The sequence below is a fragment of the Ensifer sp. ENS02 genome, from assembly GCF_014851885.1.
Taxonomy (GTDB): domain Bacteria; phylum Pseudomonadota; class Alphaproteobacteria; order Rhizobiales; family Rhizobiaceae; genus Ensifer; species Ensifer adhaerens.
Genome location: NZ_JACVAO010000003.1, coordinates 206,227 through 230,143, shown reverse-complemented (window position 1 = coordinate 230,143; position 23,917 = coordinate 206,227). Strand labels below are relative to the sequence as shown.

Genomic DNA, 23,917 nt, shown 5'->3' with positions numbered 1-23,917 from the left:
GCCGCCAGATCTTTGGTTAGAATTTCTGACCGCCCCATGCTCGATCGGCACCTCGATCGAACGGATCGCCCTTTCTATCTTCTGTCTCACCGGCGCTCAGGCCCAACGCCCGAGCCGGACTCAAACAGAAACGCACCTTTCGAAAGGGCATATCCATGGAAAATGTTCACGGAAAAGTCGTGGCCGTGACCGGCGCAAGCAGCGGCATCGGCGAAGCCGCTGCGAAGTTGCTGGCGGCTGCCGGAGCCAAAGTCGTGATTGGCGCACGCCGGTCCGACCGGCTGGAACGCATCGCCGGCGAAATCGCCGGCGCCGGCGGCGAGGTCCGCTTTCGCGTGCTCGACGTTACCGACCGCGGCGACGTCGCGGCCTTCGCCCGCTTTGCCCAGGCCGAATTCGGCCGCCTCGATGTCATCGTCAACAATGCCGGCGTGATGCCGCTGTCGCCGCTGGCAGCGCTCAAGGTCGACGAGTGGGACCGCATGGTCGACGTGAACATCAAGGGTGTGCTCTACGGTATCGCCGCGGCCCTGCCGATCATGAGCGCGCAAGGGGACGGGCAGATCATCAACATCTCCTCGATCGGCGGCCATTCCGTGTCGCCGACGGCCGCCGTCTATTGCGCCACCAAGTTCGCCGTCCGGGCGATCTCGGACGGCCTGAGGCAGGAGACCGACCGCATCCGCGTTACCGTCATCTCGCCCGGAACGACGACCTCCGAACTCGCCGATACGATCAGCGATTTGACTGCACGAGAAACCATGAAGGAATGGCGGGCCGTCTGCATCAGTCCTGACGCCATCGCGTCGTCGATCGCCTACGCCATCGGACAGCCCGACGATGTCGACGTCAGCGAGATCATCGTGCGCCCGACGGCGAGCCCGCATTGAGGCAATGTGCTCCGGGGATCAAAGCGACTGAAGGCACGCCTCGAGCGTGCCTTTTCGTTCTGCAGCAGCATTCAAATCAATAGCATTGACTAATCAATTAGCATCCGCTATTTATTTATCCATGATGATCGAAACCGCTCCCATCACCGCCGTCATGCGCGCCCTTGCCGATCCGACCAGGCGCGCCGTGTTCGAGCGCATCACCAATGCCGACGAGATCACCGTCGTTGAACTGACGCGCGGCAGCGGCGTGACGCAGGGCGCGATTTCGCAGCACCTCAAGTCGCTGAAACAGGCGGGTCTCGTCGCCGAGCGTCCGGAGGGCCGCAACGTCTATTACCGCGCCGAGCCCGAGGGCCTGGCGCCGCTCGTCGACTGGATGAGCCACTACGGCACCTTCTGGCATGACCGCTTCGCCAATCTGCGCACCCTTCTCAAGGAGATCGATCCATGACCGACGCAGCAGCCTTGAAACTCGAGACCCAGGATATCGTCGTCGACGAGGTCTTTCCGCATACGCCCGAGACGATCTGGAGGACGCTGACCAACGGCGAATTGATGGGCCGATGGATCATGCCGCCGACCGGCTTCCAACCGGTGGAAGGCACCCATTTCACCTTCCGGACGACGCCCGCCGGCGCATGGGACGGGACCATCCGCTGCCAGGTGCTGGAGGTGCGCCCGCATGAGCGTTTCGTCTACTCCTGGAAAGGTGGCGACGAAGGCAACAGCGGCTATGGCTCGCGTCTCGATACGGTCGTCACCTGGACGCTGACGAAGGTCGACAACGGCACCCGCCTCCGGCTCGTTCATTCGGGCTTCGTCACGCCGAAGAACGACAGCGCCTATGCCAACATGAGCAATGGCTGGCCGAAGGTCCTGTCGCGGCTCGGCACCGTTACCGACGAACAGCATTGAAGCCCAGGCCGGATCGCCATAGCGATCCGGCTCCCCCCCGAAACAGGCAAAGTGATTGGTCGGCGTCGCCCTCGCAGCCACGCGAAAGGCTTTGCCGTGCCCGAGACTGGAGCGAATGTATGAGCAAGTCCTATATCGGCGGATGCGCCTGCGGTGCGATCCGCTACGAGATCTCAGGAGAACCGGTCTTCTCCAACGACTGCCGGTGCCGTGATTGCCAGCACGAAAGCGGGACCGGGCACGGATCGCATATGACGTTCCGCCGCGAGGGCGTGAAGCTCGAAGGTCAGGCCTCGCATTGGGACATGGTCGCCGACAGCGGCCATGTGAAGACGCGCGGCTTCTGCCCCAGTTGCGGCTCTCCGGTCTACATGACCTTCTCAGCCATGCCGGAGTTCTTCAGCGTTCGCGCTGCAAGCCTCGACGATCCCAGCCGTTACAGACCGCAAGCGGTGACCTACGCCGTGCGCGGCCTTGCCTGGGACCGCCTCGATCCGAATTTGCAGAAATTTGGCCGGATGCCGACGGAGTAGCGAAACAACAGCGTCAGCCAACGGGTGAAGTCTTCCATTCCCCGCCGGATGTCCTTGGCATTGTCAGCCGGCATCCCCATCTCCGGTCGAGACCACATGTCGTGGCGCGCGACCCGGGCGGCGGAGGGTACCATGTCGTCGAACCAATTCGCATTCGATCTCGGCTGTCCCCAGCCAGCGCCGGCAATCGACATCCTCTACTTCGCGCTGCTTCCGGACGAGCCGGCTGCCACGAAGGCACTGGCGATTGCCGAAAGGGATTTCGCCGACCAGATGGCGGATGGCTTCATCTATCGGCCCGATCGCCTGCACGTCTCTGTCGACAAGCGCTGGCAGGGCCGCGGCTTGCCCGACTTCGCGGTTGCGGATGCGCTGCGGCAGGGTGACCGCGTCGACGTGCCAGCGGTCGAGATCCGCCTCGACAGGTTGGTCAGCAACGGCAATGGCCGCGACCGGCCGCGCGCCCTGACGACGCGCGACGCCGCGCCGGGCTTCAGCGCGCTGGTCCGGCAGATCGAGGCGCTCAAACGCCCGCTCATGGCAATCCCCCATATGACGCTCTACCGGAACGATCGGGTCGCGCCGAATCTCCGCGTTTCCGAACCGGTCTCCTGGGTGGCGCGCGAACTCGTTCTGATCCATGCCCGCAAGGGGGCGGGCTCTACGAAGATCCTCGCCCGCTGGCCGCTATTGCCGTCGCGCTGAAGTCCAGGCGGAAGGTAGCCGTACACCTTGGTGATGTGCCAGCCCGGCTCCGACGGGGAGCCCCCCTTACGCGGGCGGAATGAAGGGCTGGCTGATCGTCTGGAACACCGGAAGCGCTTCAAGCATGTCCGCATGCGCCTGCAGACGCGGATAGCGCCCCATCGCGACCAGATCGGGATGCACCTCCTTGAGGAAGCGCAACACGGCCGCAACGGCGATATCCACATGGCCGATGCGCTCGCCGAACCAATAGGCGCCCGTGCTTTGCGCGCGGCTCGTTTCGAGCACTTGAAGCGTCTCTTCGATCTGGCGGCGGCAGCGGTCGACCCAGAGTGCCGAGACCGCCCCGTGCAACCGCTTCTCGTAGAACAGGCTGACGGCCTTGTCGCCGAGGCCCGTGGCAAGCGTCGCGATTCTCAGCACCCGATGGCGCGCCGGTTCCGTTCGCGGGAACAGGACCCGGTCGTCGGAAACGAGACTGTCGAGATAATCGAGAATGATATGGCTGTCGGTAAGCACCGTCCCATCGTCCAGCACCAGCGTCGGCACGCGCGTCAGCGGATTGTAGGCCCGAAGCTCGTCGGCATTGCCGAAGGACGACCAGGGACGGTGTTCGAACGGGATGTCGTAAAGGCTGAGCGCGATGCCCACGCGTCGCACGAAGGGGGAGTCATATTGGCCGATCAGGATCATCTTGGTGTCTCCCACCTGTGCTGGATGCTTCACAGAACAATAGGCCTGCCGATCATGTCAAAGCCAGAGCGACGTCGGCGCAACCCGAAACCGCACCCTAGTTCTTAGCGACTTGCGGAGCGCCTTGGGAATGCCGATAAGCGCGACCAACGAACGATACGGGAGGAGCCCATGGACGTTTCCGAAATCATCATCGCCGGCGATACGCCCGGTATCGAATGGCGCCTGCCGGTTTTCCGTTTCAAGGGCAGAACGGCCGCTGCACCGAAGACCTACATCCAGGCGGCGCTGCACGCCAACGAACTGCCGGGCACCGCACTCGCCCATTTCCTGCTGCAGCGGCTGCAGCAGGCGGAGAAAGACGGCGCCATCCTCGGCGACATCACCGTCGTGCCCCAGGCAAATCCGATCGGCACCGCGCAGTCGCATTTCGGCGAGTTGCAGGGCCGCTTCGACCTCGGCTCACGCACGAACTTCAACCGTGATTTTCCGCTGATCACGCTTGGCGACCGTGACCGGCTGATCGACGATCTCGACCGCTACTCGGCGACGGATCGGCTGAAACGGCAGCTGCTGCATATGGCGCTCGGCGCCGACCTGATGCTCGATCTTCATTGCGACGACGAGGCGCTGCAATACGCCTATATCGACGACGCCTTCTGGCCGGAAGCGGGCGACCTCGCCTCGGCGCTCGATATGGAGGCGGTCTTCCTTTCGGACGGCGAAAGCTCCGCCTTCGAGGAGGCTGTCGCCTATGCCTGGAAATACGAAACCGGGCAGAAGAAGACACGCCTGCCGGGACGCCTCTCGGTGACGGTCGAGCTTCGCGGCACGCGCGACGTCTATCCGGAGCTTGCTCGCAAGGATGCCGAAGGGGTCTTCCGCTTCCTCGTCGCCCGCGGCGTCATTACCGGTGACGAAGAAACAATTGCACCCTTCGCTGGCATCATCGCACCGCTCGACAACATCGAGATGATCCGGGCCCCTGAGGCCGGCGCCATCCTGTTCCACCGGGATATCGGCGAGAGCGTGAAGGCGGGCGATCTGCTCGCAACGATCCTTACGCGCCCCGGCCAGGCGGACGGCGCCCTCGAGGTGCGCGCGCCGCAGGACGGGCTGATTGTCACCCGCGTCTCGACCCGCCTTGCACGCCGGCGCTCGGACTTGATGAAGATCGCCTGCGCTGCGCCGTCGAGCGCCGGGCGCAAACCCGGGTCGCTCGAAGCCTAGGACTTGGGATTGAATGTTCAAGCGGCCGTCACGCCCCCGTGGCGGCCGTCATCTTTGGGCTGTCGAGCAGAATGGTCGAGCGCAACGTCTTGATCTCGGCGATCTGCTCGAATTCACTCCAGAGCAGGCGTTTGTAATCCGCGACGTCGCGCACCGCGATCTTCAGAAGAAAATCGAAATCGCCGGCGACCGTGTGGCATTCCACCACCTCCGGCATGCGCGACACCAGCTCGATGAAGCGCTGGCCGACCTTGCTTGCGGTGCGCTCCAGCGTCACCTCGACGAAGGCCTGGAAGCCGATGCCGGCTGCCTTCGGATCGACGACCACCGTCTGGCGGATGACGCCGGCCGCATAGAGCCGGGCAAGGCGGCGCGACAGCGGCGCCGGCGAGAGCCCGACTCTCGCCGCAAGCGCGTTGTTGCTGAGCGATGCATCCTCCACCAGAAGGCGGATGATCCGCCGGTCGATCTGATCCAGTTCCACCGTCTTCTCGACCATCATCGCCCCCAACGCTTCGATTTCGGCTTCAGGAAATATGCCGCAGCACGCAAATCAGCAAATGAATTGCAGAATTTTGCGCAAATAGCACGCTGTCGATATTGTCTCCGTGGCAAATATCGCATCGATTTTGCGCTTGCGCTGACTTAAGAAGAAAGCCGCAAGGCAGCCGGAGGAACGGCGGCCGGCAGGCTTTCTCGACCGATAACGCATCGCTGCCACTCAAGGGGGAATTTCCGGCATGTTCGACGCTCTGATCCGCCAACCCGATGATCCGTTGCTGGCCCTGATCGGGCTTTACCGCAAGGACGAGCGCCCCGGAAAGGTCGATCTCGGCGTCGGCGTCTACCGCGACGAAACCGGCCACACCCCGATCTTTCGCGCCGTCAAGGCAGCGGAGAAGCGCCTGCTCGAAACGCAGGACAGCAAGTCCTATGTCGGCCCCGAGGGCGATCTCGTCTTTATCGATCATCTCTGGACGCTGGTCGGTGGCGATACCATCGATCGCAGCCATATCGCCGGCGTGCAGACGCCGGGCGGTTCCGGCGCTCTCCGGCTCGCGGCCGACCTCATCCACCAGATGGGCGGCAAGCGCATCTGGATCGGGCTGCCGAGCTGGCCAAACCATGCCAGCATCTTCAAGACCGCTGGCCTTGAGCCCGCCGGTTACCCGTTCTTCGACGTGCCGACGCAGAGCGTGCTCTTCGACAACATGATAACGGCGCTCCAGAGCGCTGCTGCCGGCGACGCCGTGCTGCTGCATGCGAGCTGCCACAACCCGACGGGCGGCGTCATCACGCAAGCGCAGTGGATGGAGCTTGCCGCCGTCATCGCCGAGCGCGGCCTGCTGCCGCTCGTCGACCTTGCCTACCAGGGCTTCGGCCGCGGTCTCGACGAGGATGTCGCCGGTCTCCGCCACCTGATCGGCGTCGTTCCGGAAGCGCTGGTTGCCGTTTCCTGCTCCAAGTCCTTCGGGCTTTATCGCGAGCGCGCCGGGGCGATCTTCGCGGTGACGGCCTCCTCGTCTTCGGCCGATACGGTCCGCTCCAACCTCGCCGGCCTTGCCCGCACCAGCTACTCGATGCCGCCGGATCACGGTGCTGCAATCGTGCGGATGATCCTTTCCGACGCCGAGCTCAAGCGTGACTGGCAAGCAGAACTCGAAACCATGCGGCTGCGCATCACCAACATCCGCCGCGCGCTCGCCGAAGGCTTGCGCGATCGCTGGCAGGCGCTCGGCGCCGTCGCCAGCCAGGAAGGCATGTTCTCGCTGCTTCCGCTTGCCGAGGCCGACGTCATGCGGCTTCGGAACGAGCACGGCATCTACATGCCCGGTTCCGGCCGCATCAACATTGCCGGCCTGAAGACGGCGGAAGTCGACGGCGTCATCGCCAACTTCAAGAACCTCTGAGGACCATGATGGCCGAGCACAGCATCGACGCGACAGAAACCCCGACTGAACGCCATCGCCTCTACGAGGATGCGCTGGCGATCCTGACGGGCACGCTGATCATGTCGCTCGGCATCATCATCTACAGCAAGGCGATGCTGCTCACGGGCAGCACGTCGGGCCTGGCACTGCTTCTGCAATATGCGACCGGCGCCGAGTTCTGGCTGGTCTTTTCGCTCGTCAACCTGCCCTTCTACGTCCTGGCGGTCAAACGGCTCGGCTGGATGTTTGCGCTGCGCACCTTCATCGCCGTCAGCCTCGTCTCGCTGTTTTCTCGGCTGACGGCCGGCTGGGTGGAGATCGCCCGGCTTGACCCGATCTATGCGGCGGTTGTCGGCGGCGGGCTGATGGGCATGGGCCTGTTGATCCTCTTTCGCCATCGCACCGGGCTTGGCGGCATCAACATCGTCGCGATCTATCTCCAGGAAAGGTTCGGCATCCGTGCCGGCTATTTCCAGCTGGCGGTCGATCTCACCATTCTGGCTGCCGCCTTCTTCGTGTTGCCGCCATCGAACCTGGTGCTCTCGGTGATCGGGGCCGCTGTCGTCAACATGACGCTGGCGATCAATCACAAGCCGGGACGCTACGCCGGCGTGACCTGACGCAAGGTCTCGGTCTTCCCTCCCGCGCATCGGGCGGCTATCACTCCTGCCACGCTTTGAAATTGCGCGATTCCCAGAGGCACGGCCGTTCGGGAATTGCTCGCTGCGGCTGGAGCATGGGAATGACAGTTACGATTTACGGCATCAAGAACTGCGACACGATGAAGAAGGCCCGCACCTGGCTCGACGGCCGGGGCATCGCCTATCGCTTCCACGACTATAAGGCCGAGGCCATCGACCGCCCGCATCTCGAGCGCTGGTGCAAGGAGGCCGGATGGGAAACGGTGCTGAACCGCGCCGGCACGACTTTCCGCAAGCTCGACGAGGCCGACAGGCAGGGCCTCGACGAACAGAAGGCGATTGCGCTTATGCTCGCCCAGCCCTCGATGATCAAGCGTCCGGTGCTCGAAGCGGACGGCAATCTGCTGATCGGCTTCAAGCCGGACCTCTACGAGGCCGTACTCGCCAAAGCCTGACCCCCATTTGGAGCGACGACGATGTCGAAGACCACGCGCGCCACGCAGATGCTTTCGAAGGCCGGTGTCACCTTCAGCGTGCATGCCTATGACTATGATCCCAATGCGGAGCGCGTCGGCCTGCAGGCAGCCGAGGCGCTCGGCGAGGATCCGAGCCGGGTGCTGAAGACGCTGATGGCTGAAGTCGACGGCAAGCCGGTCTGCTGCGTCGTTCCCTCGGATCGCGAGGTCAGCATGAAGAAGCTCGCCGCCGCCTTCGGCGGCAAGTCGGCGGCGATGATGAAGCCGGCGGATGCCGAGCGGCTGACCGGTTACCATGTCGGCGGCATCAGCCCGTTCGGCCAGAAAAAACACGTGCCGACGGCAATCGAGGAGGCCGCACTTGCCGAAGTGCAGGTCTACATCAATGGCGGACAGCGCGGTCTGCAGGTGCGGCTTGCACCCCGCGACGCCCAGGCCACGCTAAACGCGATCGCCGCACCGCTCATCGCCTGAGGCGCTGCCATCAAAATATCACAGATGCCTTATACGAGCCGCGGATGCGGGGACGAAATGTGCAATTTTTGCATGCACGCCCGCCTTCGAACGGCGTCGGGTCTCTCACATGGCATTTTCAAGATTTCCCAGCGCGAAGCGTCTTTTGAAGCGCCTCGCCGTCGGCACGGCTGCGCTCGTCGCGGCCTTGGTCATCTACCTCGTCGGTCTTCAGTGGACCGGCAATTTCCATACGCTCGTGGCCGGTGAGGTCTACCGTTCGGCACAGCCGACGCCGGAGGCGATCGCCGCCTATTCCAAGGCCTACGGCATCCGCACCATTCTCAACCTGCGCGGCGAAAAGCCGGACGAGCGCTGGTATCGCGAAGAGGTTGCCGCCGCCGAGCGCAACGGTATCCGGCTCATCAACTTCCCCATGTCCGCTTCGGCCGAGATCGACCGCAAGGAAACCGACGCGCTGATGGCGATCCTCAGGGACGCGCCAAAGCCGCTTCTGATCCACTGCAAGGCCGGCGCCGACCGCACCGGCCTCGTCTCGACGATCTACCTGCAGCAGATCGCAGGGGTCGACGAGGAAACGGCCGAGTGGCAGCTTTCGCCGCTCTATGGACACCTGGCCATTCCCTATCTCTCCGGCACCTTCGCCATGGACGAGACCTGGGAAGCGCTGGAGAAGTCGTTCGGGCTGAGCAGCTAGGCGACGACGGCGTCCCAGATTGACGCTCGCTCCGTCGAGGCCCCTCATCCGGCCTGCCGGCCACCTTCTCCCCGCAAGCGGGGCGAAGGAGACGCATGGTCCCGTTCGTCTCAGCAACGACGACCTCCCTCTCCTGTGACGGCTCCGGTCGGCGGCGCTACGAACAGCACGCCAGCACGCCCCCTCTCCCCACCTGCAGGAAGAGCGCTGAGGTGAGGGGTAACTTGCCTGGAAGGCGCTACCCGATCGTTCGCCGGTACCCTCTTTGAGAACTGACGTGCTCTACCTGAGCTTCGCCAGCAGCCCCGTGAGCTGCCGCGCCTCCGCTTCTGTCAGCCGGCCGCCGACATGGGCCTCTATCGAAGGCCCATAAGTCTGCCACATGCGCGCGCGCAGCGCCCTTCCGGCCTCGGTGACGACAACCCATTGGCCGCGACCGTCGGCGTCGAAGGCTTCGCGACGGACCAACCCCTCTTTGACCAGGCGATCGATCAGGCGCGACAAGTTATACTGCGCGAGCAAGGTGCGCGCCTCGATCTCGAAGGGCCGCAGCCGGCCGTCTTCGGCCTGAACCAGTTCCCACAACACGTCGTACCAGCCAAGCGGTGGCAGGCTGGCCCCCTTGAAATCGGCCTCGATCCGAGCAAGCACGCATTCCCGTGCGCGCATCAGGCAGATCCAGGCCGCGGTCGTTTCGGGGCCAGGGCCCTTCTCGTCGATTTTCGTCTCTTTGCTCATAGATGCAATTACATCCATCTTGAAAGTCGAAGCAAGCCCACATACATGCATATGCATCTACTTTACCTCAACCGGGAGATTGCCATGCTTACCCTCGTCAGCCACCATCTCTGCCCCTATGTGCAGCGCGCCTCGATCGCGCTCGACGAAAAAGGCGTTCGCTTCGAGCGGACCTATATCGACCTCAAGGCCAAGCCCGACTGGTTCCTGAAAATCTCCCCGCTCGGCAAGGTGCCGCTGTTGCAGGTGCCGCAGCAGAGCGGCGAAACGGTACTGTTTGAAAGCTCCGTCATCGCCGAATATGTCGAGGAAAGCCAAGCCGGCCCGAAGCTTCACCCCGAAGATGCGCTGGAGCGCGCCCGTCATCGCGGCTGGATGGAATTCGGCTCGTCGATCCTTTCGGATCTCTGGGGCTTCGAGACTGCGAAGGACCGGGAAACCTACGAACAGAAACGCCAGGCGGTGGCCGGCAAACTTGCGACCATGGAAGCGGCACTTGGCGAAGGTCCCTACTTTGCCGGTACACAATTTTCGCTCGTCGATGCGGTCTTCGCACCGATCTTCCGTTACTTCGATCTCTTCGACACGCTTGCAGATCACGGCATTTTCGACGGACTTGATCGTGTCGGCGCCTGGCGCAAGGCGCTCGCCGAGCGGCCGAGCGTCAAGGCGGCCGTGACGCCGGATTACGGTGAGCGGCTGATGACCTTCCTCAGGGAGCACGACGCCTATCTGCTGCGCGTCGGACAGGCATAGCGAAGAGCGCGTGATCACGCCGTCCTTCAGTTTGGCGCGCGCCTGCTCTATGACAGGGCGCAAGCCATGCTGGAGGAGCGCCTTGTGACCGACATGATCTCGACCCTTACGGTTCTTGAGCCCTATCCCGGCGTCTATGCCTACTATGACGGGCGCGTTGCCGGAGTGCGGCTCTATTCGCAGGCGGCGAACTGGCTCGATGACGGCGCCTACGAACTCGGCGTCGCCTCCTATGCCATCGTCGACGGCACGCAAGCGCTGGTCTACGACACGCATATCTCGCTCGATCACGCCCGGGCGATCCGCAACCATCTCGAAAGCCTTGGCGTCACCGCGATCCGCGTCGTGCTCAGCCATTGGCACAAGGACCATGTGGCCGGAAATGCGGTCTTCGCCGATTGCGAGATCATCGCCCTCAAGCTGACGGCAGCGAAACTTGAAGAAAACCGCGAGAAGATCGAAACGGCGACGCCGCCGATCCAGCCCCTCGTGATGCCGAACCGCCTGTTCGACGAGACGCTTGCACTGACCGTCGGCGCACGCCGGGTCGAACTGCATCACTTCGCCATCCATAGCGCCGACGGCAACGTGATCTGGCTGCCCGAGAAGAAGTTGCTGCTGGCGGGCGATACGCTCGAGGATACGACGACCTTCATCAGCGAGGCTGATCAGACGGCGACGCACATCGCGGAACTCAAGCGCCTGCGGCAATGGCCGATTGCTCGGATTCTACCCGCCCATGGCGACCGCGAACGCATCGCCAGCGGCGGCTACGGACCGAAACTGATCGATGCCAATCGCGGCTATCTCGAGCGGCTGACCCGCGCGATCGCGACCGGTTCTGCCATCGGCACACTCAAGGAATTCGCCGCCGAGGATATCGCCTCCGGCGCGATCCTCTATTTCGCGCCGTATGAGGCTGTGCACAGGAGCAATGTCGAGCGGGTGCGTGCGGCCCTCGGCGCGCGCTGATTGCACGAAACCTCCCGGGCTCAGCCTTCATTTTCGCCGCAAAGCGCTCTAAGTCTTCTTCTTCCGATTTCAGAAAAACAGGTAGATCATGACCTTTCCCGCCAATACGCCCGATCCGATCGACCCGGTGAAACTCGACAAGCTCGCGGAAGTCGCGATCCAGGTCGGCCTGCAGCTTCAGCGCGGTCAGGACCTTGTCATGACTGCACCGGTCGCGGCGATGCCGCTTGTTCGCCTCATCACCAAGCACGCCTACAAGGCCGGTGCCGGCCTCGTGACGACGCTCTATTCGGACGAGAACACGACGCTTTCGCGTTATGCCTATGCACCGGACGAGAGCTTCGACCGGGCAAGCGACTGGCTGTTCAAGGGCATGGCCGAAGCTTTCGCCGGTGGTGCAGCGCGGCTCGCAATCTCCGGCGACAACCCGATGATGCTTTCGGCGCAGGATCCGGCCAAGGTGGCGCGGGCCAACAAGGCAAATTCCATTGCCTATAAGCCGGCGCTCGAAAAGATCTCGAACTTCGACATCAACTGGAACATCGTTTCATACCCGAACCCGTCCTGGGCGAAGCTCGTCTTCCCGAACGACCCGGAAGAGGTTGCCGTCGAGAAGCTCGCCAACGCCATTTTCGCCGCCTCGCGCGTCGATGTCGCCGATCCGGTGGCCGCCTGGAAGGAGCACAACGCCAACCTCGCCCGGCGCTCGGCCTGGCTGAACGGCGAACGCTTTGCCGCGCTGCACTTTACCGGCCCGGGCACCGATCTGACCGTCGGGCTTGCCGATGGCCATCTCTGGTGCGGCGGCGCATCGGAGGCCAAGAATGGCGTCACCTGCAACCCAAACATCCCGACCGAGGAAGTGTTCACGACGCCGCATGCGCTGCGCGTCGAAGGCCAAGTCTCCTCGACCAAGCCGCTGTCGCACCAGGGCACGCTGATCGACAACATCCAGGTGCGTTTCGAGGGCGGCCGGATCGTCGAGGCCAAGGCATCGCGCGGCGAGGAAGTACTGAACAAGGTGCTCGACACCGACGAGGGCGCGCGCCGGCTCGGCGAAGTGGCTCTGGTGCCGCATTCCTCGCCGATCTCGGCAAGCGGCATCCTGTTCTACAACACGCTGTTTGACGAAAACGCCTCGTGCCACATCGCGCTCGGCCAGTGCTATTCCGGCTGTTTCGTCGACGACACCAAGCTGACGCCGGAACAGATCCGCGCCCAGGGCGGCAATTCCAGCCTGATCCACATCGACTGGATGATCGGTTCGGGCCAGGTCGACATCGACGGCGTGCGCGCCGATGGTAGCCGCGTTCCGGTCATGCGAAAGGGTGAATGGGCCTGATCACGGCCCCTCCCCGGTCTCGTCCGACCTGAAAGGCTTGTGGCCGCCACAACACATGCGGCGGCCTTTTCTATTGGGGAAACTGCCCCTTCAGCCGTTGGCAGCCCGCTTCAGACGCGGCATCTCCGCCGATTGGTAGAGGGACAGCACGTGGCCATCGGGATCGGCGAATTCTGCCGACCAGCCGCCGGGCGCATGGCTCACCGGCGTGACGATGGTGGTTCCCTTTTCAGCGAGGCCCGCGACCACATCGTCGATGCCGCCCTCGGCGAGATCGAACACGACGATCGGTGTGTTGCCCGGCTTGCTCTCCACGACGAAGAAGATCAACTCGACCTCGTCTTCTATCTTCGCCATCAGCCAGGAACCGGCTTCGTCGTCCTCCATGCGCTGGACGTTGAGACCCAGAACATCACGGTAGAAGGCTTCCGTGCGGGTGAGATCCGAGACGAAGTAGCAGATGGCCCCGATACGTGGTTTCGACAACATTGGTTGCTTCCCTTGTGTTTGTTACGCCGGCTTGTTGCCGCCGGTTGCCGTTTCGTGAGACACGCGCGGCGAAAAATTGATCGCGAAGAGATGGCCGTCCGGATCGTGGCTGGCAAAGGCGGCGCGGCCGCCGCGGGTGACCGGCAGCAGGGCCTGACGAATACGGCCGCTTTCGAGCGGATAGCGAAGTCCGGTCAGCTCCAGATTGGTCTCGACATGGCCGGCATCGCGCCAGGCCCGGCGCAGCATCAGGATGCGCTGGCGCAGCGCTTCATCGGAAATGCCGAGGAGATGACGGATTTCGAGGCGATTGTGGCCGCCGATCGCCAGCAGCATCACGATCCTGAGGCTCGGGGAAAGCGTGACGGCGAAGGCCAGCGGATCGCCAGAGCGCCGCTCTTCCACTTCGGGAACGTCCGCTTGCAGCTCCCGGCGCAAACGGCGAGCAGCGGTGCGCGCCTGCATCGCTGCGAGCTTGCGGAGAACACCGCAGAACCAGGCGCGATCGCCGCCGGTTGGAAAACGCCCTGCCTTGAGCGCGACGATCAGCGCCTCATGCAGCAAATCCTCCGCTTCGGCCGCACGGCGGCTTTGCCGCCTCGCGAAACGGAGGAGATCGGAATAGTGCGCTGGCGTCAGATGCTCGGTCAGGGCGTGCGCTTCTTTGAGGATTGACGTTGCCGGCAATGTGAAGCGCATGCGCTGTGGTTGCAAGCCCTGCTTTCAGGCGCGCGCCGGTCGCACCTTCGGGGCGAGTTGCGCGCGCTGGCTGAGCCAGACGCTGACGAAGACGACGAGGATGCCGAGCGCCTGCACCGGCGTCAGTTGCTCGCCGAGCACGCCCCAGCCGAGCAGGATGGCAACGACCGGGCTCAGGAAACCGAGCGGCGAGACGGCAGAAGGTTCGAGGCGCGACAGGCCGCGGAACCAGAGCAGATAGGTGAAGGCGGCGCCGATCAGGCCGAGATAGGCGAGACCGAGGACGTTGGCGGTAGTCAGCGACGGCAGCGACGGCTCGAAGAACAGCGCCACCGGCACGAGCATGAGGCCACCGGCGGCCAATTGCCAGGCAGTGAAGGTGAGCGGCGGAATCGGCGGCGCCCAGTGGCGGCTCAGCACCGTGCCGAAGGCCATGGAGACGGCTCCGGCGAGACCAGCGAGCACCCCGAGCGGATCGAGCGCGGCGCCCGGCGTCAGCACCAGCAGGGCGACGCCGGCAATGCCCGCAAGGCCGGCAACCACGCTGAGCAGGCGGATCGGCGAGCCCAGGAAGACGCGCGACAACAGGATGACGATCAGCGGCTGAACGGCACCGACGGTTGCGGCGACGCCGCCTGGCAGCCTATAAGCGGAAACGAACAGCATGGCCCAGAAGAAGGAGAAGTTGAGCGCGCCGAGCACGAAGGTCCGCGGCCACCAGATACCGTCCGGCAGGCGCCGCACAATCAGGAGCAGGAGCAACCCCGCCGGCAGGGCCCGCAGCATGGCAACCGTTAACGGATAGCCAGACGGCAGGAACTCTGTGGTGACGAGATAGGTGCTGCCCCAGATGGCCGGTGCCAGCGCGGTCAAGGCAAGGTCGACGGTGCGGTTCGAAGTCATATCTTTACCTCAAGAATCTCTATGTCAAGATAAAATGAGGATAGTGCGGTTTATCTCTAAGTCAAGATACTCTATGCTGAGATAAATGCATGGAGGTTTTGATGGATCGCGTCGACAGGATTTTGGCCCAATGGCACCGGGAGCGGCCGGACCTCGATGTTTCGGCCATGGGCCTGCTTGGCCGGCTCTCACGGGTTTCGACACATATCGCCCGGGAAATCGACAAGTCGTTTTCCGAGCGCGGATTGAATGCGTCGAGCTTCGACGTGCTCGCGACGCTTCGTCGGTCCGGACCGCCCTATCGGCTTTCGCCCGGAGACCTTCTGGATACGACCATGGTCAGCTCTGGCACCATGACCAACCGCATCGACCAGCTTGAAAAGGCCGGGCTCGTCGAACGGATCGCCAATCCCGAGGACAGGCGAGGGGTGATCATCGCCTTGACGGACGAGGGCTTGCGCCGTGTCGACGAGGCCGCGACCGCGCATGTGGCCAACCAGCATCGCGTCGTTTCCGCGCTGTCGCCCGAGGAACGTGTGGTGCTCAACGCACTGCTGCGCAAATATCTCGCGACCTTCGAGTAGCCGCGATCACAAACTGGAGGCAAGCCGACGGACACGCTGCAGATGCGCCTTGCGCTTGGCGTCGGTCGCCCGGTCCATGTCGTGCAGCGCGAGCATGCGGAAGTTCAGTCCCTTGGCGCAGAAGGCGGCGATGCCGCGCTTCAAAAGCCGCTTCACCGGATTGCCCATGTAGAGATGCACCACCCACCAGGGCGAGCCGGTCGTCGTCAGCGCCCAGAAGAGCTTGATATTGTGGAGCCGCGGGATGATGCGGCCGCCGGCCGGGTCGTTGTCGAAGGCGATGCCCGGCGCAAAGACGCGATCGAAGAAGCCCTTCAGGATCGCCGGAAAATTGAACCACCATTGCGGGAAGACGAGCACCAGCCCATCGGCCGCCTGCAGCCGGCCGATCCAATCTGCCGCGCCTGACCGATCATAGGTGTCGGTGAAGTAACTGCCGCGCTCGGCGACGCTGAGGCGCGGATCGAAATCCTCGCGATAGAGATCGAGCAAGTCGACCGAATGTCCCCTCGCCTCCAAGGCGGCGCGCGCTTCACGCGCCACGTTCGCGGCAAAACTGTCTTCGAGCGGGTGGGCAAGCACGAGCAGGATGCGCATGCGGTGTTCCTAACATATCGATCTGGAATCAAGATCCGTCGCCGGGAAAATGAGCTTAAAAATCAACCGAATACAATGCCGTTTTTCGCGACTGTCAGGCCGCGCCGAGGAGGCAGTCATGCGAGCCGACACGCTCGCTCCCTGGACCGCCAGCAGCCGCCTTCTTCAGAACGGGGATTTGCCCGATCCTGCCCGGGCTTCCAGCGCCAGTGTGTCGAAGACGGAGGGCGAGCGGCGCACCGACCAGGCGGAAACCAATTGCGCGGCGGCGTCATCGGCGGCCTGTCCCGGACCAAGCTCAAGATCGTAGCGTTGCCCGACGTGAATGCGGTGAAAATCATCTGCGGCGCTGCCGATCGGCCGGTCGGCGCGAAGCCGTTCGCGCCGGATGAGTTCGTCGCGTTCACAATGAAGCGCGACAAAAAACACATCGAAAGGCTGAAGCATCACCGCGAGCTCAGACGCCCAGCCGGGCTCTTCGAGAATGTGCTCCAGCAGGAGATTGTTGCCGGCTGACGCATAGGCGACCAGCGAGCGGTGAAAACCGTCGAAGAAGCGCGCCCGGTGTTCCTTCCAACGAAAATCGCCGCGGCGGAACCGTTCCATTGGCACCGTCCCCGAATCGCGAAGATGGTCGATCGAAACATGCCAGAACGGCGCGCCGATCTGCGCCTGGACCGCCCGCGCCAGCGTCGATTTCCCGCTGCTGGAAGCGCCGTGGATGAAGATAATCTTGGCTCGCTCGACCATGCCGGGCTCCGTCACTTTCTTGCGAACGCTGGCGTTACGTCGTCGGCATGACAGTGGGATGACGCGCTAGAACAGGTTGCCCTGTTTCGGCGGGTCTCCCGCCGGGTCTACGGGCTTCGGCTGCTTCTTGCGGGGCGCCGTCGGCGGAAAACCTGGCTCGCCCTCCCCGTCGCCGGCAATCGCCGACACGCGACCGTCGGCAAATTCCAGGCTGAGCGTCATGCCGACCGAGACGGACGAAGCCTGGCGCACCGGCCCGCCTTCGGCATCGCGCACCAGCGCAAAACCGCGCTGCAGGACGTTGCGATAGGAAAGCGACTGCAGGATGCGATCCTGGGCGACGATGACGCTGCGCAGGCGTCGCACGTCGGCGCGCACGGCCGCATCAGACCGGGCAGCAAGCCCGGCGACGCGATCGGATGCCCGATGGATCTGGCCGATGAGGCGCGAGGGTAAGGCGCGCAGCGCAGCGTCGGCCGCAGAAACCCGCGCCTCGCCGCGATGTACCTGCCGCTCGACGATGCGGTCGGCCTTGTTCATGGCGTCGACCAGGCGCTGGCGACGCTCGGAAAGCTTGCCCTTGAGAAGATCGGCACGCAGCTCGGCAGACACGCGTTCGAACTGACGGCGCTTGTTGGCCGTGTTCATCGTGAGGCCGCGCCCGAGCCCGAGCGCAGCCTCGTCGAAACGGCGGCGCGGCAGCGCCAGCAACTGGTCGAGCGACGGCAGCGCCCGCGCCAGAGACCGCACCGCCTGGCGCCGATTGTCCATCTGGCGTCCGACAGCCGACTTGAGGCGTGCCGACAGGCCGGAGAGACCGGCTTCGAGATCGGCCCTGACCGGCACCGCCATTTCCGCTGCACCCGTCGGCGTCGGCGCGCGCTGGTCGGCGGCATAGTCGATCAGCGTCCAGTCCGTCTCGTGGCCGACGGCCGAAATCAGCGGGATCCCGGAGGCGGCGGCGGCGCGCACGACGGCCTCATCGTTGAAGCCCCAGAGGTCTTCGAGGCTGCCGCCGCCACGCGCGACGATCAGGACATCCGGCCGCGCAATCGGCCCGCCGGGCTCGATCGCGTTGAAACCGCGGATCGCCGCTGCAACCTCGTCACCCGAGCCATCGCCCTGCACGCGAACCGGCCAGACGACGACATGGACGGGAAAGCGGTCGGCGATGCGGTGCAGGATGTCGCGGATGACGGCACCGGTCGGCGACGTCACGACGCCGATGACCTTGGGCATATAGGGCAGCTGCCGCTTGCGATTGGCGTCGAACAGCCCTTCGGCGGCGAGCTTGCGCTTGCGCTCTTCGAGCAGCGCCATCAGTGCGCCGGCGCCGGCCGGTTCCATCGTCTCGATGACGATCTGATACTTCGACGAGCCCGGGAAGGTCGTGACCTTGCCGGTCGCGATCACCTCCATGCCCTCTTCCGGACGGAAGCGCAGGCGCGAGAAGGTACCCTTCCAGATGACTGCATCGATGCGCGCCCGATCGTCCTTGAGCGCGAAATAGGCGTGGCCCGACGAATGAGGGCCGCGATAGCCGGAGATTTCGCCGCGCACGCGCACCTGGTCGAAGGCCTGTTCGACCGTTCGCTTGATCGAGCCCGAAAGCTCGGACACCGAATATTCGGTGAGGTTGCTCGGAGAATCGCTGTCGAAGAAAGAGGCCATTGCCTCTTTTACCGCACCCTTCGCCGAAGGCCAGCACATCCCTCACGCTTTCCACGCGCCAGGGGCGTGGCGCTCAAGGCGCCAGCGTATAGAGCCGGATGGGCGAGCCTTCCGAAACCGGCAGGGGCGACAGGAATGCCGGCACGCGCCCGGCGGCGAGATCCGCATAGAGACCACGCGGAGCGCGGGCAGCTATGACCTGCGTTTGAGCGTCAACGGCGCAGAAGGCGAGCACCGGCTGCCCGAGCTGGTGCAGCAGGACGGCGGCGGCTTCGGGCTCGGCCAGGCCGATCTTCAGCTCGCGGAGCATGCCGCCGGCATTGCGATGATAGGGCGCGCTGAGCACGCGGTGTTCGGTGCGGCGAAGCAGCGTCGCGCCGATATCCGACGGTCCGACGACCAGCGACGGCGCCAGCCGCCCAATATCGGCAAGGGCGGCGTCGGTCAGGCACGCCTCGCCGTTCGTGACCGCTGCTTCCGCGGCAGCAAACCCGCTGATCCCCTTTTCCGCAAGCGTTCCGGCAACGGCCCACATCGCCGGAACGGAAACGAGCAACGCTCCGACATAGAGAAGGGAGGCGCAGGCGCCAGCCGTTCCGCCGCTCGACCGCGCACGCAGGTCGGCAAGCAGCAGGGCCATCGGCACGATGGCGAGCAGGTTGGAAAATGCCATGCCGCGGACCTGGACGAGGGCGATCGCCAGGCTCGAAAGCACCAAGGCAAGGAGCACGAGATGGAGATCGATCCGGTCGCGACGCAAGATGCGCCAGAGGCAGATGGCCGAGGCAAAGGCGCCGGTGAAATAGTAGGCGCCGATATTGGTCGGCTCCTGCACAGCGATCAGCGTGACGGAACGGGCTTCGGAGATATGGTCGAGCCAGAGCTCGATGAGCAGCGGATCGAGACCGGCCAGTGGATTGCCGAGGCATTGCGGCGCCACCGACAGGGCGACCGCGGCAACGACGAGACCGCAGAGAGCGAGCGCGCCGAAGCGCAGCGCTGGCGCGCGGTGGCTGACAGTGGCGGCGGCGAGCGCGAGGAGGACGCCTCCCGTCAGCGCCAGCGAATAGAAGGCGATCGAGAGATTGTCGCAGGTCGCGACGAAATAGAGGCGCGGCGGCACGGTCGAAAAGAAGATGACGCTGAGGCCGGCTGCCAGCGACAGGCCGAAGGCGACGGTCGAACGCGCGGCCGTCTGGCCGGCCCAGAGCCACTGGCAGGCAACGATTGCGCAGACGACCGCCACGAGTGGCGTGGTTTCGGCACCTACGGCGATCGCGAGTGCGGCCGCCGCTCCCGCAAGCGCATAATTTAGGGCACGATACCGTCGATCGACGAGCATCGCCGCCATGACCGCGGCCAGCACCAGTTGCACATTGTGGTGATCGATGGCGCCCCCGAGGAAACGGTTCGAGGTGGCGATGAAGATCGCGGTCAGCCCCAGGCAGAAATGCATGGCGACCGTGCCGCCGGCACGGCGTCCGGCGAGCCCCATCGCCGCAAGCAGCCCGACCGCGAGCGCCATCGGCCAGATCGCAAGCGCCAGGACTTCCGCCTGCTCCACGCCGACAAAAGGCCGAAAAATCGACATGAGCCCGGCGATCGGCAGATCGATCAGGCGCGACCAGTGCATCAGCGTTCCGCCCTCGAGCCCCAGGCGGGGCTGGGTGAGGTCGAACCAGCTCTGTCCGGCGAGGAGGTCGCGCACCTCGACCAGGCGCATGGCATCGTCATTGTCGCGGCCGAGATAATCCGGCGCCCGCATGAACTGGGTGACGAGGAAAAGAACCGTGGGCACGCCATAGGCGAGCACCATTCCAAGGAGGCTCGACGAGAGCCGCCGCTGCCTGGGCGTAGCCGCCATTTCCGGTAGTGCCGCCATTCCGCTCGACATAGGTTCCCGCCCTCTAGATCGCGTGGATCTTACGTCCCTGCGATCAAGAAAGCGTAAAGCGCGCGGCGGCGAGGCCGGTCGCTTCGACCGGCCCGCGCGGCGCACCTTGGCGTCTTGTTAACACCCTGATCCTATGATGGCGCGATCCAACAGCAACCGAGCCACCTTGATGTTCGACCGCTTCAACATCGCCGTTCTCCTGCCTTGCTACAACGAAGCATCGACCATCGGACAGGTGGTCGAGGGTTTCCAGACGGCACTACCGACGGCGCGAATTTACGTCTACGACAACAACTCGACCGATGGCACGGCGTTGAAGGCGATGCTTGCCGGCGCGACCGTCGTACGTGAACGCCGGCAGGGCAAGGGGCACGTGGTGCGCCGCATGCTCGCCGATATCGACGCCGACATCTATGTCATGGCCGACGGCGACAGCACCTATTGCCCGACCGATGCGGAAGACCTGATCCGCACCTTGATCACCGAGCGCGCCGACATGGTCGTCGGCACGCGGCGCGGCGTTCACGACGATGCCGGCAGGCAGGGTCACGCCTTCGGCAACAGGCTTTTCAACATTCTGTACCGGGAAATTTTCGGTACCGATTTCAACGACATCTTCTCCGGTTACCGCGTGCTCTCGCGCCGCTTCGCCAAGAGCTTCCCGGCGATTTCCAACGGCTTTGAAATCGAAACAGAGATGTCCGTCCATGCCTCGCGTCTCAAACTGCCGGTCGCGGAGCTTGAACTGGACTATGGCCGGCGCCCGGAAGGTTCCCATTCCAAGCTGTCGACGTACAAGGATGGCGCCAAGATCCTCTGGACCTTCGCCATGCTCATGAAAGAAACGCGGCCCTTCACGTTCTTCGGCGTGATCGCCATGGCGTTCTTTGCGACGAGCATCGGCTTCATGATGCCTGTCTTGCTCGAATATTTCGCCACAGGCCTCGTGCCGCGCATGCCGACCTGGGTCCTCGCGCTGGCCATGCTGATGATGTCGATCATCATGTTCACCGCAGGCCTGATCCTCGATTCGGTCTCGCGCGCCCGCACCGAGCAGCTCCGGCTGCACTACATCGCGACACCGGTACGGGCCGCGCCGCTGGAGAAGGTCGATAGCGGCGGCGCTCTGCCCCGGGGCGAGGACCAGGAGGCCGGCTTGCAGTCGGCACCACGCATTGTGCGGGAGCGCCGCGGATGAACCGGGAAACGACCAACCGCATACGCTTCCTGATCGAAGACGTCATTCCGCCGATCCTCAGGGATTCGCGCCTGTTCAAGGGCATGGCGAGCCTCGCCTGGGGCAAGCACATCGCCCACCTCGCCGACTTTCGCGCACGGGCGCCGTTCCTGTCGGCGAACGAGTACGGGGACCTCTACCGGCAGCACCCGAGAGTGCACGAGGGAACGGACAATTCCGAAGCCTGCGTGCGCAAGATCGTGGCAAGCGTTGTCGGCGACAGCGTCTGCGACGTCGGTTGCGGCACCGGCGTTCTGTTGAAGCGTATCCGGGAAGCCAAGCCCGACCTTAAACGCCTCGGCGGTGTCGACTTCGCCATCGACGATGCGGCCCGGATCGAAGGCATCGAATATCACGCCGCGATGATCGAGGACCTGCCCTTTGCGGACGGTGAATTCGACACGGTCGTCTGCACGCATGTGATCGAGCACATTCTCGACTACCGCAAAGCGATCGCCGAGCTTCGCCGGGTCACCCGCCGGCACCTGATCATCGTCGTGCCGCGCGAGCGCGAGTACCGCTACACCTTCAATCCGCACTTCAATTTCTTTCCCTATACCCACTCCTTCCTGCGGGCGATGCATCCCGTTCCGGCCGAGCACACATGCGTCGATATCGGCCGCGATATCTTCTATTGCGAAGACAGAACTGCCGCGGCGGAGTGAGGCATGGCGATGAACCTCAATCTCACGCCCACCGTCTGGTTCGGGCTGTTCTTCACGCCGGTGCTGATCTCGGCCGGGCAGATCCTCTTCAAGCTGACAAGCGCGAAGACCGGGAATGCCAGTGCCCAGGGGCTCCTGGCTCTGGCCCTCAGCCCCACCCTGCTGATTGCGCTCGCCGTCTATGGCATCGGCACGATCATCTGGATCTTCACGATCAAGTCGGTGCCACTGACGATCGCCTATTCCTTCATGGCGCTTACCTTCTGCATCGTGCCGCTGCTTGCCGCCGTCTTTCTCGGCGAGGCGGTGACGCTGCGCTACGCCTTCGGCGCCGCGCTGATCATCAGCGGCATGATCATCATCAACTCCTAAGGGGATAAGCGGGCCTCATGATCGTCACCGCATCCTTCGTCCTCGGCATTGCCGTATGCGGCCTCAAATCCGCCCGCGCCTGCCTGTTTGCCGGCACGGGGTTGCTGGCGCTTGCCGGCGCAAGCGGCGACTGGATCCAGGCGGCGGCAGCGATCGGCGCTTACAACATGGGCGTCGCGCTGATGATTTGCGGCGCGATTGCCATCGGCCTGGAGCGCGACCGATAGCCGATCATCCCTTGCGTTCGAAAAACGCCCTGGTCTCCTCGTCGGCCGGAAAGAAGGATTCGATCAGCACCCCCTCGACCAGCGCATCCTGGGTCGAGCCGAAGGTCTGAAGCGTGGTGATGAAGCTTAAGCGCAAGCCGCCGATGTCGAGCTCGATCGGCAGCACCGGCAACCGGTCAGTGTCAGGATGGTTTTCGGTCGCACGCGCCACGGCCGGATTGGACGCCGCTTTTTCCAGCCGCTTGCCGAGGCGGCTGCGGGGACCCTGCAGCCAGGCTTCGGTTCTGACCCGCTGCACCAGATCGGCGGCCGCGGCCTCCCAGTTGACGACCAGCTTGCGCACATTGTCGTTGCCGAGAAACGTGTCGAGAAAGTTCTCGCCGGGCTGGAACGGAATGTCGGCGGCAACCGCCAGGCTCGCCAGCGCCGGATTAACGACCAGCAGCGTATACTCGTGATCGAGCACCAGCCCCGGATAGGGATCGTGGCGCGCCAGGATCAGCCTGATGGCATTGGCAACGACCGGCGGCATGGCGTCCAGCCCGGAGGCGGGCCGCGTCGCCATGCGCGGTCGATAGCCGGCTGCCGAAAACAGCGTGCCCTGGTCGCGGGCGGGGACTTCCAGCACGGAGGCCAGCCGCAGGATCATGCCCTCCGACGGTTTCGAGCGGCCGGTTTCGAGAAAGGACAGGTGGCGCGCCGAGATGCCGGCGGCAACCGCAAGATCAAGCTGGCTCATGCGGCGATGCCCGCGCCATTCCTTCAGATGTTCACCAAACTGCATGGATCGTGATTCTCCGTTCTGCCGGAGAGTGGCGCGCGCCGGTCGTAAA

General features: G+C 64.2%; 30 protein-coding genes. 19 read left to right on the top strand and 11 right to left on the bottom strand.

Annotated features, from left to right (window positions below):
- Positions 1 to 155: 155 nt before the first annotated feature.
- The 5 genes from IB262_RS08435 to IB262_RS08415 all read left to right on the top strand — a co-directional run bounded on the left by IB262_RS08435 (position 156) and on the right by IB262_RS08415 (position 3,046).
- A complete protein-coding gene (locus tag IB262_RS08435) occupies positions 156 to 890 on the top strand; it encodes an SDR family oxidoreductase (RefSeq protein WP_060580615.1) in 735 nt (244 codons plus the stop codon).
- 124 nt (positions 891 to 1,014) lie between these two features.
- The gene (locus tag IB262_RS08430; RefSeq protein ID WP_112977019.1) at positions 1,015 to 1,344 is read left to right on the top strand and encodes a metalloregulator ArsR/SmtB family transcription factor; all 330 of its coding nucleotides are present in this window, start codon (positions 1,015 to 1,017) and stop codon (positions 1,342 to 1,344) included.
- Positions 1,341 to 1,808, top strand: a complete 468-nt coding sequence (locus IB262_RS08425; protein WP_112976939.1) for an SRPBCC domain-containing protein — start codon at positions 1,341 to 1,343, stop codon at positions 1,806 to 1,808. The genes IB262_RS08430 and IB262_RS08425 overlap by 4 nt, the downstream gene beginning before the upstream one ends.
- A gap of 119 nt (positions 1,809 to 1,927) precedes the next feature.
- Positions 1,928 to 2,341 carry a GFA family protein gene (locus tag IB262_RS08420; RefSeq protein WP_112976940.1) on the top strand — a complete coding sequence of 138 codons (414 nt, stop codon included), beginning with the start codon at positions 1,928 to 1,930 and terminating at the stop codon, positions 2,339 to 2,341.
- 132 nt (positions 2,342 to 2,473) lie between these two features.
- Positions 2,474 to 3,046 carry a hypothetical protein gene (locus tag IB262_RS08415; protein ID WP_162728878.1) on the top strand — a complete coding sequence of 191 codons (573 nt, stop codon included), beginning with the start codon at positions 2,474 to 2,476 and terminating at the stop codon, positions 3,044 to 3,046.
- Positions 3,047 to 3,112: 66 nt separating this feature from the next.
- Here the strand turns inward: IB262_RS08415 and IB262_RS08410 are convergent, their stop codons facing one another.
- Positions 3,113 to 3,739 (bottom strand): glutathione S-transferase family protein, encoded by a 627-nt coding sequence (locus tag IB262_RS08410; RefSeq protein ID WP_034804548.1) that lies wholly within the window; start codon positions 3,737 to 3,739, stop codon positions 3,113 to 3,115.
- A gap of 171 nt (positions 3,740 to 3,910) precedes the next feature.
- Between IB262_RS08410 and IB262_RS08405 the strand changes: the two genes are divergently transcribed.
- Positions 3,911 to 4,969, top strand: coding sequence for a succinylglutamate desuccinylase/aspartoacylase family protein (locus IB262_RS08405; protein WP_060519636.1), 1,059 nt, complete (start codon positions 3,911 to 3,913; stop codon positions 4,967 to 4,969).
- 28 nt (positions 4,970 to 4,997) lie between these two features.
- Here IB262_RS08405 and IB262_RS08400 read toward each other — a convergent pair whose 3' ends face one another.
- Positions 4,998 to 5,471, bottom strand: a complete 474-nt coding sequence (locus IB262_RS08400; protein ID WP_192356761.1) for an Lrp/AsnC family transcriptional regulator — start codon at positions 5,469 to 5,471, stop codon at positions 4,998 to 5,000.
- Between the two features lie 238 nt (positions 5,472 to 5,709).
- Here IB262_RS08400 and tatA point away from each other — a divergent pair, with 238 nt between their 5' ends.
- From tatA to IB262_RS08375, 5 genes are all read left to right on the top strand, one after another.
- Positions 5,710 to 6,879: a tyrosine aminotransferase gene (gene tatA / locus IB262_RS08395; RefSeq protein WP_089043144.1), complete on the top strand. Its 1,170-nt coding sequence runs from the start codon at positions 5,710 to 5,712 to the stop codon at positions 6,877 to 6,879.
- An 8-nt stretch (positions 6,880 to 6,887) separates the two neighbouring features.
- Positions 6,888 to 7,520: a YitT family protein gene (locus IB262_RS08390; RefSeq protein ID WP_089043143.1), complete on the top strand. Its 633-nt coding sequence runs from the start codon at positions 6,888 to 6,890 to the stop codon at positions 7,518 to 7,520.
- A 122-nt stretch (positions 7,521 to 7,642) separates the two neighbouring features.
- A complete protein-coding gene (locus tag IB262_RS08385; RefSeq protein WP_034804565.1) occupies positions 7,643 to 7,996 on the top strand; it encodes an ArsC family reductase in 354 nt (117 codons plus the stop codon).
- A 21-nt stretch (positions 7,997 to 8,017) separates the two neighbouring features.
- A complete protein-coding gene (gene ybaK / locus IB262_RS08380) occupies positions 8,018 to 8,491 on the top strand; it encodes a Cys-tRNA(Pro) deacylase (RefSeq protein ID WP_112976942.1) in 474 nt (157 codons plus the stop codon).
- A 109-nt stretch (positions 8,492 to 8,600) separates the two neighbouring features.
- Positions 8,601 to 9,188, top strand: coding sequence for a dual specificity protein phosphatase family protein (locus IB262_RS08375; RefSeq protein ID WP_112976943.1), 588 nt, complete (start codon positions 8,601 to 8,603; stop codon positions 9,186 to 9,188).
- A 282-nt stretch (positions 9,189 to 9,470) separates the two neighbouring features.
- On the opposite strand, the gene IB262_RS08370 is transcribed toward IB262_RS08375, so the two are convergent.
- Positions 9,471 to 9,926: a MarR family winged helix-turn-helix transcriptional regulator gene (locus IB262_RS08370; protein ID WP_246802608.1), complete on the bottom strand. Its 456-nt coding sequence runs from the start codon at positions 9,924 to 9,926 to the stop codon at positions 9,471 to 9,473.
- Positions 9,927 to 10,010: 84 nt separating this feature from the next.
- On the opposite strand from IB262_RS08370, the gene IB262_RS08365 reads away from it, so the two are divergent.
- The 3 genes from IB262_RS08365 to IB262_RS08355 all read left to right on the top strand — a co-directional run bounded on the left by IB262_RS08365 (position 10,011) and on the right by IB262_RS08355 (position 12,996).
- Positions 10,011 to 10,682 carry a glutathione S-transferase family protein gene (locus IB262_RS08365; protein ID WP_112977021.1) on the top strand — a complete coding sequence of 224 codons (672 nt, stop codon included), beginning with the start codon at positions 10,011 to 10,013 and terminating at the stop codon, positions 10,680 to 10,682.
- A gap of 93 nt (positions 10,683 to 10,775) precedes the next feature.
- A complete protein-coding gene (locus IB262_RS08360; RefSeq protein WP_246802613.1) occupies positions 10,776 to 11,654 on the top strand; it encodes an MBL fold metallo-hydrolase in 879 nt (292 codons plus the stop codon).
- A gap of 88 nt (positions 11,655 to 11,742) precedes the next feature.
- On the top strand, positions 11,743 to 12,996 hold the full coding sequence (locus IB262_RS08355; RefSeq protein WP_112976945.1) for an aminopeptidase: 1,254 nt from the start codon (positions 11,743 to 11,745) through the stop codon (positions 12,994 to 12,996).
- Between the two features lie 90 nt (positions 12,997 to 13,086).
- On the opposite strand, the gene IB262_RS08350 is transcribed toward IB262_RS08355, so the two are convergent.
- From IB262_RS08350 to IB262_RS08340, 3 genes are read right to left on the bottom strand one after another with little or no spacing between them, the layout of a single operon-like run.
- Entirely contained in the window at positions 13,087 to 13,485 is a 399-nt protein-coding gene (locus IB262_RS08350; protein WP_034804610.1) for a VOC family protein, read from the bottom strand.
- Between the two features lie 21 nt (positions 13,486 to 13,506).
- Positions 13,507 to 14,199, bottom strand: a complete 693-nt coding sequence (locus IB262_RS08345; protein ID WP_246802607.1) for a sigma factor — start codon at positions 14,197 to 14,199, stop codon at positions 13,507 to 13,509.
- Between the two features lie 9 nt (positions 14,200 to 14,208).
- Positions 14,209 to 15,087: an EamA family transporter gene (locus IB262_RS08340; RefSeq protein WP_112976946.1), complete on the bottom strand. Its 879-nt coding sequence runs from the start codon at positions 15,085 to 15,087 to the stop codon at positions 14,209 to 14,211.
- An 89-nt stretch (positions 15,088 to 15,176) separates the two neighbouring features.
- On the opposite strand from IB262_RS08340, the gene IB262_RS08335 reads away from it, so the two are divergent.
- Complete coding sequence (locus tag IB262_RS08335; protein ID WP_112976947.1) at positions 15,177 to 15,671, top strand: MarR family transcriptional regulator; 495 nt, start codon at positions 15,177 to 15,179, stop codon at positions 15,669 to 15,671.
- 6 nt (positions 15,672 to 15,677) lie between these two features.
- Here IB262_RS08335 and IB262_RS08330 read toward each other — a convergent pair whose 3' ends face one another.
- From IB262_RS08330 to IB262_RS08315, 4 genes are all read right to left on the bottom strand, one after another.
- A complete protein-coding gene (locus IB262_RS08330; RefSeq protein ID WP_029742900.1) occupies positions 15,678 to 16,268 on the bottom strand; it encodes an NAD(P)H-dependent oxidoreductase in 591 nt (196 codons plus the stop codon).
- A 165-nt stretch (positions 16,269 to 16,433) separates the two neighbouring features.
- On the bottom strand, positions 16,434 to 17,018 hold the full coding sequence (locus tag IB262_RS08325) for an AAA family ATPase (protein ID WP_112976948.1): 585 nt from the start codon (positions 17,016 to 17,018) through the stop codon (positions 16,434 to 16,436).
- 66 nt (positions 17,019 to 17,084) lie between these two features.
- Positions 17,085 to 18,689, bottom strand: coding sequence for an exodeoxyribonuclease VII large subunit (gene xseA, locus IB262_RS08320; RefSeq protein ID WP_112976949.1), 1,605 nt, complete (start codon positions 18,687 to 18,689; stop codon positions 17,085 to 17,087).
- A gap of 73 nt (positions 18,690 to 18,762) precedes the next feature.
- On the bottom strand, positions 18,763 to 20,583 hold the full coding sequence (locus IB262_RS08315) for a hypothetical protein (protein ID WP_192356759.1): 1,821 nt from the start codon (positions 20,581 to 20,583) through the stop codon (positions 18,763 to 18,765).
- 169 nt (positions 20,584 to 20,752) lie between these two features.
- On the opposite strand from IB262_RS08315, the gene IB262_RS08310 reads away from it, so the two are divergent.
- From IB262_RS08310 to IB262_RS08295, 4 genes are read left to right on the top strand one after another with little or no spacing between them, the layout of a single operon-like run.
- Positions 20,753 to 21,781: a glycosyltransferase family 2 protein gene (locus tag IB262_RS08310; RefSeq protein ID WP_112977022.1), complete on the top strand. Its 1,029-nt coding sequence runs from the start codon at positions 20,753 to 20,755 to the stop codon at positions 21,779 to 21,781.
- On the top strand, positions 21,778 to 22,485 hold the full coding sequence (locus IB262_RS08305; RefSeq protein ID WP_112976952.1) for a class I SAM-dependent methyltransferase: 708 nt from the start codon (positions 21,778 to 21,780) through the stop codon (positions 22,483 to 22,485). Before IB262_RS08310 ends, IB262_RS08305 begins: the two co-directional genes overlap by 4 nt.
- A 3-nt stretch (positions 22,486 to 22,488) precedes the next feature.
- Positions 22,489 to 22,857: a transporter gene (locus IB262_RS08300; protein ID WP_234798717.1), complete on the top strand. Its 369-nt coding sequence runs from the start codon at positions 22,489 to 22,491 to the stop codon at positions 22,855 to 22,857.
- A gap of 17 nt (positions 22,858 to 22,874) precedes the next feature.
- Positions 22,875 to 23,084, top strand: a complete 210-nt coding sequence (locus IB262_RS08295; protein WP_060519609.1) for a hypothetical protein — start codon at positions 22,875 to 22,877, stop codon at positions 23,082 to 23,084.
- A 4-nt stretch (positions 23,085 to 23,088) separates the two neighbouring features.
- Here IB262_RS08295 and IB262_RS08290 read toward each other — a convergent pair whose 3' ends face one another.
- Positions 23,089 to 23,868 carry a helix-turn-helix transcriptional regulator gene (locus IB262_RS08290; RefSeq protein WP_112976953.1) on the bottom strand — a complete coding sequence of 260 codons (780 nt, stop codon included), beginning with the start codon at positions 23,866 to 23,868 and terminating at the stop codon, positions 23,089 to 23,091.
- Positions 23,869 to 23,917 lie beyond the last annotated feature (49 nt).